The sequence below is a fragment of the Burkholderia sp. BCC0398 genome, assembly GCF_902833245.1.
Lineage (GTDB): Bacteria > Pseudomonadota > Gammaproteobacteria > Burkholderiales > Burkholderiaceae > Burkholderia > Burkholderia sola.
On sequence record NZ_CADFEM010000011.1, the window covers coordinates 230,231 to 242,909 of the forward strand.

The window sequence follows — 12,679 nt, forward strand, 5'->3', positions numbered from 1 at the left end:
CGGAGAACTTCGACGTGGTGCGTTTTCCTTCCCGATGGACCGGCTGCCTGTTCGCGTGCGCCGTGGCGCTCGGCGCGGGTACGGCCGTGGCCGATATGCGCGACACGGGCGGCATGGGCGACATGAGCGACTCGCGCGCGGCAGCCGATGCGGCGCCCGTCACGCTCGTCAGCGACGTCCACGAGTTCGTGATCCAGCACGACGGTTCGCTCGACGAGCACGACGATTCGACGCTGCGCGCGAACGACGCGAACGGCATCGACGCGGTCGCGCAGCGCTACGTGTGGTTCGACAGGAATCTCGAGAAGGTCGAGCTGGTCGCGGCCGAGACGATCGACCGCGACGGCGTCGCGCATCCGGTCGGTGCGGACGGCATCCGCGACGTGCAGGAGCCGCGCTCGGCCGGCGCGCCGACGTTCCAGGACGGGCTGCTGCGCACCGTCGTGTTTCCCGGCGTCGAGGCCGGGTCGAGCACGCGCGTCGCGTTCCGCAAGACCCGCACGAAGCCGGTCAATCGCGGCTATTTCGGCTACACCGTCGAGCCGTCGCGCGAGCCGGTCGACAGCCAGCGGCTGATCTTCGACCTGCCGGCCGACATGCCGCTGTATGCGGATGCGCGGGGCTACGTCGCGCTGCCGCCCGTCACGGCGAACGGCCGCACGCGCTACGAATTCGACTACCGGCACGGCGCGTACGACCGCATCGAGAGCGGCGCGGTCGGCTATCCGACCTACGGCGACCGGCTCGTCGTGTCGACGCTGCCCGACTACGCGGCGTTCGCCGCACGCTACCGCAACGCGGCCGTCGACCCGCGCGCGAACGATCCGGCCGTCGTGCAACTGGCGCGCGCGCTCACCGCGAATGCCGTCGATCCGCGCGACAGGGCGCGCATCCTGTACGACTGGGTGCAGGCGAACGTGCGCTACGTCGGGCTGTTTCTCGGCGAAACGGCCGCCGCGCCGCATCGCGTGACCGACATCCTGCGCAACCGCTACGGCGACTGCAAGGATCACGTCGCGCTGTTCGGCGCGTTGCTCGCGGCGGTCGGCATTCGCAGCGAACCGGTGCTGATCAATCTCGGCGCCGTGTACACGCTGCCGTCGGTGCCCGGCTACGGCGGCGGCGCGATCAATCATGCGATCACGTGGCTGCCCGATCTCGCGCTCTACGCGGATACGACGACGGCTGGCATCGCGTTCGGCTACCTGCCGCCGATCGTGATGGACCGCCCGGCGCTGCTCGTCGATACCGGCGTGCTGTCGCGCACGCCGGCCACGCAGCCGCGCGGCCGCACCGCGCGAATCGCGATCGATGCCGCGCAGCCGGGCGCCGCGCGTGTTCAGGCTTATGTCCGCGACGACGGCTGGACCGCCGAACTCGAACGCAACCTGTTTCGCCGCGCGTCGCGCGACCGCCTCGCGCAACTGGCGAACGAGCGCTTGCGGCAAAGCAGCCTGCGCGGCCGCGCGCAACTGTCGACCAGCGACCGGCGCGCGACCGACGGGCCGTTCGATGTGACGATCGCCGGCACGCTCGATCATTTCGTGTGGCCGGACGGCACGACCGCGTTGCCCGCGCTGTCGAGCCTGACGGGCGGTATCGCGACGCAGGTCGAAACCTGGCTGGCCGAGCCCGTGCGCACGCAGCCGTGGGGCTGCGTCGGCGGCACGTTCGACGAGACTGGCCAGATCGTGCTGCCGGCGGGCGTGGTCGTGACCGACCTGCCGGCCGATGCGGCCGTGCACGACCGCTTCGTCGATTTCACGTCGCATTACGTGTTCGATGCGGCCGCGCGCGTCGTGCAGGTCACGCGGCGGATGAGCGCGGATTTCGGCCGTCAGGTATGCACGCCGGACGAGTTCGCGGCGCTGCACGCGTCGCTCGAGCGCATCGAGCGCGACACGCAGGCGCAGATCGTCGTGCGGGCGAAGCAGCGTTGAACGGCGCGGGCACGGCATTCGCTCCGAACGGGCGAATCACCGGAATCGCCGACGCGCAGGAGGACATCATGACGGAACGGGATCACGAGATCGCCGAACTCTCGAAGGAATTGCTGGGCAGGATCGTGCAGGGCACGGTCGCGACCGGCGCGGCAGTCGATGTGGAGCAGTGCACGGCGCTCGCCGTGCAGTGCGCGACGGCGCTGGTCGACCGGCTCGACGCGTTGAAGTGATGCAGGGCGGCCCGGCGCCGACGCCGCGCGCCGGGCGTTACGCTTCGGCGCGCACGTCGCCGTCCGCGCGCACGGCGCCCGGCGGCTTGCCGACCACGCGCTTGAACGCGCGGCTGAACGCGGCGAGCGAACCGTAGCCGAGCCGGTACGCGACCGCTTCGATCGTCTCGCGGTCGCGTGCGATCCACTGCGCGGCGAGCCGCATCCGCAGTTCGGTCAGGTAGCGCACGGGCGTCATCCCGGTCGCCGCGAGGAAGCGCTCGGCGAACACCGAGCGCGACACGCCCGCTTCGGTCGCGAGCTCCGCGACGCTCCAGTTGCGGCCCGGGTCGCGATGCAGCGCGACGATCGCGCGGCCGAGCTTCGGCTCGCGCAGCGCCTGCACCCAGCCGGTCGCGTCGCCGCATCCGCACTCGACCCAGCCGCGCACGATGAACGCGGCGACCACGTCCGCGAGCCGCGCGAGGATGCCCGCGAAGCCCGCGCGCGCCGTGCACGCTTCGCGCTCCATCGCGTCGAGCATCGGACGGATCTCCGGGTAGCGCGCGAGCAGCGTGCCCACGTGCATGAACGCGGGCATCGTGCCGACCAGCGGCTGCATGCCGCCGAGGTCGAGCTCCATGCACGCGCTGAAGATCAGCGCATCGCCGGCGCCGGGCTCCGTCGTCGCGCAGGTCGCGGGCGACACGCCGGCCGACGCCACCGACGCGACCGTATCGCAGATCTTCGCGATCTCGAAGCCGTTGATCTCGCGGCATGGCACATCCGGATCGGATACCAGCGCGTGCATGCCGCCGTGCGGCAACAGGATCGCGTCGCCGGCCTCGAGCCGCATCGTCTCACCCGACGCGTCGCGCAGCAGCACCGGCCCGCGCACCACGAAATGAAACTGCGCGCGGCCCGGCGCATGGCCGAAATTCAGCCCGAACGGCCGCGCGACCTGGATGCGGCGGTACTGGACGCCGCTCAGGCGCATCCCCAGCAGCAACTCGCTGACGAGGTCGTGCGCGTCGGGGATCGGGGGAAGCAGGGGCTCGGACATGGCGAGATTCGGACGAACGATCAATAACAACGGATTGTATGTCATAGACCGTCCTGCCGCTGTTCCTTACGATACGCCCTCATCAGTATTTTCCCTAACCGACACGGAATCCCGCATGAATCCCGGAATCTCCTCGGCCGCCTCGACGGCGGCCCCCCGCGAACCGGCCTGGGGCGCGGTATTCGCGATGGCGCTCGGCGTGTTCGGGCTCGTCACGGCCGAATTCCTGCCGGCGAGCCTGCTGACGCCGATGGCCGACAGCCTCGGCGTGACCGAAGGCGTGGCCGGGCAAGCCGTCACGGCCACGGCCACGGTCGCGCTCGTCACGAGCCTGCTGATCTCGGCGCTCACGCGCACGATCGACCGGCGGCGCGTGCTGCTCGTGTTCTCGGTGCTGCTCGTCGCATCGAACCTCGCCGTCGCGTTCGCGCCGAACCTGGGCGTGCTGCTGTTCGGCCGCGTCGTGCTCGGCATCGCGCTCGGCGGCTTCTGGACGATGGCGACCGCCACCGCGATGCGGCTCGTGCCGACGGCGATGGTGCCGCGCGCGCTGTCGATCATCTTCAGCGGCGTGGCGGTCGCGACGATCGCGTCCGCGCCGATGGGCAGCTACTTCGGCCACCTGATCGGCTGGCGCAACGTGTTCCTGATCGCGGCCGTGATCGGCGGCATCGCGTTCGTGTCGCAGATCCTCACGCTGCCGTCGATGCCGCCGAGCGGCACGACGCGACTGCGCACGCTGATCGACGTGCTGCGCCGGCCGACCGTCGGCCTCGGGATGTTCGCGACGATCCTCGTGTTCACCGGGCATTTCGCGTTCTTCACGTATCTGCGGCCGTTCCTCGAACAGGTGGCGGGCGTCGGCGTGAACGGACTGTCGGCGATCCTGCTCGGCTACGGCATCGCGAACTTCGTCGGCACGTCGCTCGCGGGCCGCGTGCTCGAACACCGGCTGCGGCCGATGCTGATCGGCATGCCCGCGTTGATGGTCGTGCTCGGCATCGCGCTCGTCGTGCTCGGCCGCGCGCCGATGATCGACGCGGTATTGGTCGCGTTGTGGGGGATGGCGTTCGGCGGCGTGCCGGTCGCATGGTCGACGTGGGTGACGCGCACCGTGCCCGACGAAGCCGAGAGCGCGGGCGGGTTGATCGTCGCGGCGATCCAGCTTGCGATCGCGACGGGCGCGGCCGTCGGCGGCGTCGTGTTCGACGCGAACGGCGCGGCAGGCGTGTTCGTCGGCGCGGCGATCGTGCTCGCGGTGGCGGTCGCGACGATCGTGACCGGCGTGCCGAAGCGGGTCGGCGTGGTCGCGTCCTGACCGGCTGGCGGCCTAGCGGCCTAGCGGCCCGGCGGCTCGTGTCGCACGGGCTACCGGGCGATCGGCCGCACGTCAGGCCGCGCCGGCGTCCGCGATGCGGTCGAGTGCCGCGAGCGCGTCGGCCGGCAGATCGAGATCGGCCGCCGCGAGATTCTCGCGCAGATGCGCGACCGACGACGTGCCGGGAATCAGCAGAAGATTCGGCGCGCGGCGCAGCAGCCACGCGAGCGCGACCTGCATCGGCGTCGCGCCGATCCGGGCCGCGACGCCGGACAGCGTCGACGACTGCAGCGGCGAGAAGCCGCCGAGCGGAAAGTACGGCACGTACGCGATGCCGTCACGGGCCAGCGCGTCGATCAGCGCATCGTCGCCGCGATGCGCGATGTTGTAGTGGTTCTGCACGCAGACGATGTCGCAGATCCGCCGGCCTTGCGCGACCTGTGCGGGCGTGACGTTGCTCAGGCCGATGTGCCGGACGAGCCCGCGCCGCTGCAGCTCGGCGAGCGTGGTCAGCGGCGCTTCGATCGATCCTTCGGCCGGCCCGTGCGTGTCGAACATGATGCGCAGGTTGACGATGTCGAGCACGTCGAGCCCCAGGTTGCGCAGGTTGTCGTGCACGGCCCGTTCGAGTTCGTCGGGCGCGAAGGCGGGCAGCCACGATGCGTCGTCGCCGCGCCGCGCACCGATCTTGGTGACGATCACGAGATCGTCGCGGTACGGATGCAATGCGTCGCGAATCAACTGGTTCGTGACATGCGGGCCGTAGAAGTCGCTGGTGTCGAGATGGTCGACGCCGGATTCCACGGCTTCGCGCAACACGTTCAATGCGGCCTCGCGATCTTTCGGCGGGCCGAATACACCGGGGCCCGCCAGCTGCATCGCGCCGTAGCCGATCCGTTTGACGTGGCGATCGCCGAGCCTGAAGGTGGCGGTGTGGCGAATATCGGGCATGACCTTGCTCCTGTCGAAGAGATGAATGCGTTCAGCATAAGGACGAGTCGGCTGCGCGATAAGCGGGCATAATTCGCACGGGTTGTACGAAAAGGCGAACAATGCAAACCGATCTCGGCGATCTGAACGCATTCATGGCCGTCGCACGCGCGAGCGGCTTCCGCGACGCCGCACGCGTGACGGGCCTCAGCGCGTCGGGGCTGAGCGAGGCCGTGCGCCGGCTGGAAGCGCGGCTCGGCGTGCGGCTGCTGCATCGCACGACGCGCAGCGTCGTGCCCACCGAAGCCGGCGAGCGCCTGCTCGCGCGCCTCGGGCCGGCGCTGACCGAAGTGGCGGCGGCGCTCGACGGTATCGACGAGTTCCGCGGCCGACCAGCCGGCACGCTGAAGCTCAACGTGCCGGTCAGCGCATCGCGGCTCGTGTTGCCGGCGATCGTGCCGCGCTTTCTCGATGCGTATCCGGACATCCGGCTGGAAGTGACGGCCGACGAAAGTTTCGTCGACGTGCTGGCGGCCGGATGCGACGCGGGCATCCGCTACGACGAACGGCTCGAACAGGACATGATCGCGGTGCCGATCGGCCCGCGCATCCAGCGGTTCGCGACCGCGGCGGCGCCCGGCTATCTCGACCGGCACGGCCGGCCGCAACATCCGCGCGACCTGCTCGACCATCGGTGCCTGCGCGGGCGTTTCGCCAGCGGCGCGATGCCGCCGTGGGAGTTCGAGCGCGACGGCGAGGTCGTGCGGGTCGAGCCGGCCGCGGGGCCGTTGCTGGTCCAGATCGGCGGGGCGACGGAGTTGATGGTCGATGCGGCGATCGCCGGTACCGGCATCGTGCATCTGTTCGAAGACTGGCTGCGCCCGCATGTCGACAGCGGCGCGCTCGAACCTGTGCTCGAACCGTGGTGGCGGCCGTTCTCGGGGCCTTTTCTGTATTACCCGGGGCGGCGGCTCGTGCCGCCGGCGCTACGCGCGTTCATCGATTTCATCAAGGCATCCTGAGCGCCGATCAGCGCGCCGGGGCGTGTGCGTCGAGCAGGCGCCGCGCGTCGTCGTCGCTCATGCGGCCGACCCACGCGCTGCGGCAAACGCGCGACAACCGAAGCGCGGAAGCGGGCGCCGATGACACGGAAGGTCGTCGTTTGATGGGCAGCAGGCACCCGCCGCCCCGTGAAGCCGTTACCCGCCTTGCTTGACCAGCGCCGCCAGCGCTTTCATCGCCTGCAGATACGGATACGGCCCGTGGCTGATGCGCGCCACGCCGTACTCGGCGAGTTCCGCGATCGTCGGCGTTTCCGACACGCGCATCACGTTCACCGGCAGCGGCGACGCGGCCGTCAGTGCGCGAATCAGCGCCGGCGAGCGCAGGCCCGGCACGAACAGGCCGTCGGCGCCGGCGGCCGCATACGCGCGGGCGCGCGCCAGCGTCGCGTCGAGCAAGCGTTCGTCGTGCGTATCGGCCGCCGCCGTGAAGAACACGTCGGTGCGCGCGTTGATGAAGTAGTCGGCGCCCGCGCGATCGGCCGCCTGCCGGGCTGCCGCGACGCGGGCCGCCGCTTCGTCGACGTCGCGCAGTTCGCCCGTGGCCGGAAAACTGTCTTCGAGGTTGCAGCCGATCGCGCCGGCCTGGATGCTCAGCATGATCGTGTCGCCGACATCCTCCGGCCGTTCGCCGTACCCGCTTTCGAGATCGACGGTGACGGGCAGGTCCGTCGCGCGCACGATCCGCTCCAGCACGTCCATCATCAGTGCGCGCGGCATCTGCTCGCCATCGGCGAAACCGTTGGCCGCCGCGACCGACCAACTGCCGGTGGCCAATGCGACGGCGCCCGCGTCGGCCGCCGTGCGCGCACTGCCGGCATCCCACACGTTGAACAGCGCGAGCGGCTGGCCCGCGCGGTGAAGCGACCGGAAAATCGCGCCTTTCTCGTTGTTGCCCATACTCGTCTCCTGATGGATGGATACCGGACTGATTGTCGTGCCGAGCGATATTGCCACCGAATCGGGCGGTGCGACCGGCGTGCGCAATGTCTGCTGACAGCGCGTGACAGGAAGTGCGCGCGACCGCCGCGGCGCGATCCGAGCGCCGTTCAGTCGCGCGAGCCCGGATCGACCGATAGCGCGCGCAGCTGGCCGCGCAACTGGTCGACTTCGCCCGGCGCGAACGGCCGCTCGATCTCGGCGTGCGCCTGTTGCCACAGCGGGAACGCTTCGGCCAGCAGGTCGTGCCCGGCCGGCGTCAGCGAGAGCAGGCGGCTGCGTCCATCGTCGGGATCCTGGACGATCGTGACGAGGCCGCGCCGCTCGAGCGGCTTGAGCGCGGCGGTGAGCGTGGTGCGGTCCATCGCGAGCAGCGACGCGACCGATTTCATCGGCGCCGGTTGCGGCCGGTTCAACGACATCAGCAGCGAAAACTGGCCGTTGGTGAGGTCGAGCGGGCGCAGCACGTCGTCGAAGATACGCGCGAGATTGCGCGCCGCGCGCTGCATGTGCAAACACAGGCAGCAATCGCGCACCATCAGCGTCGTTTCGAAGGGAAGCTTTTCTTTTCGTGCCATGTTGCAATTGTGTTGATATCAACCTATCTTGTCAAGGTCGAGGCGCGGCAACCCGCCGCGTCCGTCATCGGAGGAGCAGGCATGAGTGCGCAACCACAGTTGTATCTCGCCGTATTTCTCGGGAGCCAGGATAGCCCGGCGATGAAGGCATGGCTCGCGCTGCCGGAGGACGAGCGGCGTACGCGCGAGCGCGACGGCATCGCCGCATGGCATGCGTGGGTCGACCGGCATCGCGACGCGATCGTCGAGCTGGGCGGGCCGCTCGGCAAGACCAAGAACATCGACGCGGCCGGCATCCGCGACACGACCAATGCGTTGACCGGCTTCACCGTCGTGCGGGCGGCGTCGCACGACGCGGCCGCCGCGCTGTTCGAAGGTCATCCGCATTTCACGCTGTTCCCGGGCGTGTCGGTCGACGTGATGCCGGTACTGGCGATTCCCGGCGCGTGAGCGACGCGTGATGCCGCGCGACGCGCGTCGCTTCGTTCGATCCGTCGTGCCCGGCATGCAGACATTTTCCCGACATTCATGGATGGAGACTGGCGATGAAGCTTTACGGATTTGCCGGCACGCGCTCGCAGCGCGCGCTGTGGGGGCTGAAGGAACTGGATGCGGATTTCGAATTCGTGTCGGTCAACCTGCTCGAGGGCGAGCACAAGCGGCCCGAATTCCTGCGCCTCAATCCGGCCGGCAAGGTGCCCGTGCTGGTGGACGGCGACCTCGTGATTCCCGAATCGGCCGCGATCGTACTGTATCTCGCGGACAAGTACCCGGAGAAGGCGCTGCTGCCCGTCGATCCGGCGCTGCGGGCGCAGGCCTATCGGTGGGTCATGTTCGCGGTGACGGAGCTCGAGCAGCCGCTGTGGCGGATCACGCGGCACACGTTCCTCTATCCGCCGGAGAAGCGCTCGCCGGCCGATATCGAACTGGCGCGCGAGGATTTCGCGACGATGGCCGCGATTCTCGACACGCATCTCGAGGGGCGCGAGTTCATCGTCGGCGATACGCTGACGGTGGCCGATTGCGTGACGGCGTACCTGATCGACTGGGCAAGCGAATGCCATTTGATCGAACCGTTCCCGCAACTGCGCGCGTATCTGGAACGGCTGTATGCGCGGCCGAAGGCGCCGCAGCGGATCGCGGAGGCGAGGAAGGCGGCGTGAAATGGTGGTCGGTCATGTCGATTGGCGTGATCGGCCACGAACATTGTTGCAGACCGTTGCAATTCGCTGGACGAGAACCCGGCCATCCTTTATCCCTTCTGCTTCCGAGAAAAACGCGGTTGCTGAGAGGCAAGCATGGCCCGAGAACGAGATACGCAACGCTCAGTCGCGCAGTGGATAACCGGTCGTCAGTCGTATTTCCTCGAGGTGCCCAGCGCACCCGTGGCGCCGGATCTGTCGATCATGTCGTTCGTGCTCGACGAGCGACTCGGCGAGCCCTATCGGATCGAGGTGACGCTGACCAGCCCGGTTTCGCTCGCACGCGCCGATTACCTCAATCGCCCCGCGATCTTTACGATCGAGCCGCCCGGCACGAACGTCGCGACGGACGCGATACGTCGATTCGCCGGCTGCATCACCGCGTTCGGTCAGATCCGCAAGACGCGCGATTTCGTGTCGTACCGGATCGTCGTCGAGCCGTTCGTCGCCCGTTTGCGCCTCGTGGAGGCGACCCGCATTTATCAGCAACAGTCCGTGCCCGAAATCGTCGAATCGATCCTCAGGCGGCACGAATTCCGCGCGCACCAGTTTTCGTTCAAGCTGCGGCGCGCGTATCCGCGTCTTGCGTTTCGCATGCAGTACCGGATGTCCGACTGGGATTACATTCGCCTGCTGATGGAACAAACCGGATTATTCTGTTTTTTCCGCGCGGGACAGCATGGCGACGAACTGCATTTCGGCGATGATGTCGATGCCTATTCATATCGTCCGCAAGTCGTCATTCCGTACCGCGAAGCAAGCGGCCTGGAAAGTGGTCACGAGGCCGTGCTTTCGCTCGAATCGTTAAGCGAAACGATTCCTCGTTCGATCAAGGTCGCCGATTACAACCCCGAGAAGGCTGACGACCGATTCAACGCCGAGGCGACCATCGCGCGCGAAGATCCGACGACTTGGGGGGCGAGCTACGTCTATGGCACTCACCATGCCGACGGCGACGAAGCGCGGCGTGAAGCGCAATTGCGCCGCGAGGCGGCGCTTGCATGGCAGGTCACGTATTCGGGCAAGAGTTCGGTCGTCGACTTCGCGCCGGGGCTTGTCGCGAAGCTCGACGAGCAACCGGCCGACGCGCCGCACGGGATCGTCATCGTGTCGGTGCGCCATGCGGGCGGCCGGGATGCGTCGTATATCAATACGTTCGATGCGATTCCGTGCGGCCGGCCATTTCGGCTGAAACTCGACGAGCGCCGCTGGCCTGCGATTGCGGGTACGTTGTCGGCACGGGTCACGACACCGGGCGCTTCGCCGTATGCGCACCTGACGAGCGACGGCTATTACACCGTGCGCTTCGATTTCGACTTCGACACATGGCCGGCCGGCGGTGAGTGCGTGCCGCTGCGCCTCGCCAAGCCCTTCGCAGGCAGCCATCAGACGGGATTTCACTTTCCGCTGCTGGCCGATACCGAAGTCGCGGTCGCATTTGCCGGCGGCAACCCGAACCGGCCGTATATCGCGCATGCGCACCATCACAGTCAGGCCGTCGATCTGGTCACGAGCCGGGATGGCTTCAACACGCGCAACGTGATTCGCACGCGAGCGAACAACAAGCTTCGCTTCGAGGATCGGAAGGGGCGCGAAAGCATCAAGCTGTCGACGGATTACGGTGGAAAGACGCAGGTCAACCTCGGGCATTTCGTCGACAGCCGACAGCAGACGCGCGGTGAAGGGTTCGAGGTCAGGACCGACGAGCGCGGCGTGCTGCGCGCCGGCAAGGGCCTGTTCCTGTCGGCCGATGCGCAGTCGAGTGCGGGCGGGCACGCTTTCGACATGACGGTCGCGCGGCGGCAACTCGACGCGGCGCGATCCCGCATGCGCAGTCTGAGCGACGCGGTCGAGAAGGCGCGAGCGACGATGGCGGCCTGCGAAGCGCAGCAAGCGTTGCTCGAAGCGCAGGTTCATGATCTCGAAGCTGCCGTGCTGCTCGCATCCGCACCGCACGGGGTTGCCGTGACCAGCGGCGAACACATGCAATTGGCGGCTGACGGCCATCTTTTCACGACGACGGGCGGCAACGCCGATGCGGCGATCGGCGGCAACTATACGGTTGCAGCGGGCAATGCGGTGTCGCTGTATGCGAATGCGCACGGAATGAAGCTGTACGCGGGCGCGGGCAAGGTCGACGTTCAGGCGCAGGCGGATGCGCTCGAACTGACGGCGCTGAAGGGCGTGACGATCGCGAGCACGTCGGATGCGGTGACGCTGAATGCGCAGAAGGCGCTGGTGCTGATGTGCGGCGGCGCCTATATCAAGCTCGAAGGCGGGACAGTGGAGATCGGCAGTGCGGGCGAGATCCGGTTGCGTGGGCCGGTGAGTGCCGGGCCGTCCGCGACCCGTCGGCAGGCGTTGCCGCTGATGCCGGCACAGGAACAAACCGGCATGCAACTCTGGCATGCGTATCCGAATGGCGAGCCGGTCAGGAACGCAAAGTATCGCGTGACGTTCCCGGACGGTTCGTGGCGCGAGGGCAGGCTCGATGCCGACGGCCGGGGCACGGTGGCCGATATGCCGCGCGGCGGTGGCTCGGTCCAGTATTTCGAGGAAGACCACGATCTTCAGGACACCACGCACAAGTGGGGCGATCCGCAAGGGACGCCACCATTTTCGCCGGCGAGCGGGGATGCCGGCCACACGGTGCCGAGTCTCGTCGGGGCGTCGATGACGGCCGCGATTCCCATAGCGGAGTCGGCCGGGCAAGCGCTCGGGGCGGCCGCGCTCGTCAGGGAAGCTGCATCGGGCGGGGCGGCGAACGTCGCGAACGGCGATGCCGCTGCGCTTGCCCGGGCCTCGCTCGACGCTGTCGGCAAGCCAGTCGCGAATTCCACAAGCAATCACGCGGCGGCTTCGATGCCCGGCGCCGCCCCCGGTCTCGTCAAAACCACCGTGTCGCGCTGATCGCGCGCGGTGTTCGCTTCCTATTCGAAACAGATAACAACTTATGGCCGGAACCACCGCACCCTCGACCCCGCAGCGCCCGATACCCAACGCGATTCTTCAGAATGCCGAAGCACGGCGCGTGATCGTCAGTCCGGTGCCCGCACCGGACACCTCACCGAAGCTGATCGCGACCGACGTCGAATCGGTCGGTAACCCCGGCCTCGAGATCTTCGTGCAGTGCCTGTACATGGTGCCGTTCGTCGGCAATGCGATGTCGCTGTACGACGTCGGTGTCGACATCTATCGGATCTGCAGCGAGCCGGACGGCACGAAGAAGGTACTCAACTGGGGCATTCTCGCGATCGATGCGATCGGCGTGGTGCCGGCCGCTGGCAATGCGACGCGGCCAGCGCGCGCGATCGTCAAGGAAGTGTTGCTCGCATTTGCAAAGGGCGCGGGCGCGGCGATGCTCGTCGACCTGTTCTGGGCGACGGCCGGCGGCGACGTGCTCGCATTCATGGCCGAGCTCGATACGCACCTCGGC

Annotated in this window: 12 protein-coding genes; 7 read left to right on the forward strand and 5 right to left on the reverse strand. The window is 68.2% G+C overall.

Going from position 1 to position 12,679, the window contains the following annotated elements; translation table 11 throughout:
- The first annotated feature begins 14 nt into the window (after positions 1–14).
- A complete protein-coding gene (locus HWX76_RS24245; protein WP_176016502.1) occupies positions 15–1,940 on the forward strand; it encodes a DUF3857 and transglutaminase domain-containing protein in 1,926 nt (641 codons plus the stop codon).
- 68 nt (positions 1,941–2,008) lie between these two features.
- A complete protein-coding gene (locus tag HWX76_RS24250; RefSeq protein ID WP_176016462.1) occupies positions 2,009–2,173 on the forward strand; it encodes a hypothetical protein in 165 nt (54 codons plus the stop codon).
- A gap of 37 nt (positions 2,174–2,210) precedes the next feature.
- On the opposite strand, the gene HWX76_RS24255 is transcribed toward HWX76_RS24250, so the two are convergent.
- The gene (locus HWX76_RS24255; protein ID WP_089489021.1) at positions 2,211–3,260 is read right to left on the reverse strand and encodes an AraC family transcriptional regulator; all 1,050 of its coding nucleotides are present in this window, start codon (positions 3,258–3,260) and stop codon (positions 2,211–2,213) included.
- A 70-nt stretch (positions 3,261–3,330) separates the two neighbouring features.
- Here HWX76_RS24255 and HWX76_RS24260 point away from each other — a divergent pair, with 70 nt between their 5' ends.
- Positions 3,331–4,533 (forward strand): MFS transporter, encoded by a 1,203-nt coding sequence (locus tag HWX76_RS24260; RefSeq protein WP_089489022.1) that lies wholly within the window; start codon positions 3,331–3,333, stop codon positions 4,531–4,533.
- Between the two features lie 72 nt (positions 4,534–4,605).
- Here HWX76_RS24260 and HWX76_RS24265 read toward each other — a convergent pair whose 3' ends face one another.
- Entirely contained in the window at positions 4,606–5,484 is an 879-nt protein-coding gene (locus HWX76_RS24265) for an aldo/keto reductase family oxidoreductase (RefSeq protein ID WP_176016463.1), read from the reverse strand.
- A gap of 101 nt (positions 5,485–5,585) precedes the next feature.
- Between HWX76_RS24265 and HWX76_RS24270 the strand changes: the two genes are divergently transcribed.
- The gene (locus HWX76_RS24270) at positions 5,586–6,485 is read left to right on the forward strand and encodes a LysR family transcriptional regulator (protein WP_050014347.1); all 900 of its coding nucleotides are present in this window, start codon (positions 5,586–5,588) and stop codon (positions 6,483–6,485) included.
- Between the two features lie 177 nt (positions 6,486–6,662).
- Here the strand turns inward: HWX76_RS24270 and HWX76_RS24275 are convergent, their stop codons facing one another.
- Together HWX76_RS24275 and HWX76_RS24280 are read right to left on the reverse strand one after the other, a co-directional pair.
- Positions 6,663–7,424: an isocitrate lyase/phosphoenolpyruvate mutase family protein gene (locus HWX76_RS24275; RefSeq protein WP_050014349.1), complete on the reverse strand. Its 762-nt coding sequence runs from the start codon at positions 7,422–7,424 to the stop codon at positions 6,663–6,665.
- A 149-nt stretch (positions 7,425–7,573) separates the two neighbouring features.
- Positions 7,574–8,041: a MarR family transcriptional regulator gene (locus HWX76_RS24280; protein ID WP_050014351.1), complete on the reverse strand. Its 468-nt coding sequence runs from the start codon at positions 8,039–8,041 to the stop codon at positions 7,574–7,576.
- 81 nt (positions 8,042–8,122) lie between these two features.
- Between HWX76_RS24280 and HWX76_RS24285 the strand changes: the two genes are divergently transcribed.
- The 3 genes from HWX76_RS24285 (at position 8,123) to vgrG (ending at position 12,153) form a co-directional block, all read left to right on the forward strand.
- Positions 8,123–8,491, forward strand: a complete 369-nt coding sequence (locus HWX76_RS24285) for a hypothetical protein (RefSeq protein ID WP_050014352.1) — start codon at positions 8,123–8,125, stop codon at positions 8,489–8,491.
- 95 nt (positions 8,492–8,586) lie between these two features.
- Positions 8,587–9,204, forward strand: coding sequence for a glutathione S-transferase family protein (locus HWX76_RS24290; RefSeq protein WP_050014353.1), 618 nt, complete (start codon positions 8,587–8,589; stop codon positions 9,202–9,204).
- Positions 9,205–9,339: 135 nt separating this feature from the next.
- Positions 9,340–12,153, forward strand: a complete 2,814-nt coding sequence (vgrG, locus tag HWX76_RS24295) for a type VI secretion system Vgr family protein (protein WP_176016464.1) — start codon at positions 9,340–9,342, stop codon at positions 12,151–12,153.
- A 154-nt stretch (positions 12,154–12,307) separates the two neighbouring features.
- On the opposite strand, the gene HWX76_RS36790 is transcribed toward vgrG, so the two are convergent.
- Positions 12,308–12,673, reverse strand: coding sequence for a hypothetical protein (locus tag HWX76_RS36790; RefSeq protein ID WP_244138011.1), 366 nt, complete (start codon positions 12,671–12,673; stop codon positions 12,308–12,310).
- Positions 12,674–12,679 lie beyond the last annotated feature (6 nt).

Bases quoted from the DNA above. Each gene is read 5' to 3' on its own strand.
- HWX76_RS24270 (WP_050014347.1), top strand. From the start codon at position 5,586: ATGCAAACCGATCTCGGCGATCTGAACGCATTCATGGCCGTCGCACGC.
- HWX76_RS24290 (WP_050014353.1), top strand. From the start codon at position 8,587: ATGAAGCTTTACGGATTTGCCGGCACGCGCTCGCAGCGCGCGCTGTGG.
- HWX76_RS24250 (WP_176016462.1), top strand. From the start codon at position 2,009: ATGACGGAACGGGATCACGAGATCGCCGAACTCTCGAAGGAATTGCTG.
- HWX76_RS24285 (WP_050014352.1), top strand. From the start codon at position 8,123: ATGAGTGCGCAACCACAGTTGTATCTCGCCGTATTTCTCGGGAGCCAG.
- vgrG (WP_176016464.1), top strand. From the start codon at position 9,340: ATGGCCCGAGAACGAGATACGCAACGCTCAGTCGCGCAGTGGATAACC.
- HWX76_RS24275 (WP_050014349.1), bottom strand. From the start codon at position 7,424: ATGGGCAACAACGAGAAAGGCGCGATTTTCCGGTCGCTTCACCGCGCG.
- HWX76_RS24255 (WP_089489021.1), bottom strand. From the start codon at position 3,260: ATGACATACAATCCGTTGTTATTGATCGTTCGTCCGAATCTCGCCATG.
- HWX76_RS24280 (WP_050014351.1), bottom strand. From the start codon at position 8,041: ATGGCACGAAAAGAAAAGCTTCCCTTCGAAACGACGCTGATGGTGCGC.
- HWX76_RS24260 (WP_089489022.1), top strand. From the start codon at position 3,331: ATGAATCCCGGAATCTCCTCGGCCGCCTCGACGGCGGCCCCCCGCGAA.
- HWX76_RS24265 (WP_176016463.1), bottom strand. From the start codon at position 5,484: ATGCCCGATATTCGCCACACCGCCACCTTCAGGCTCGGCGATCGCCAC.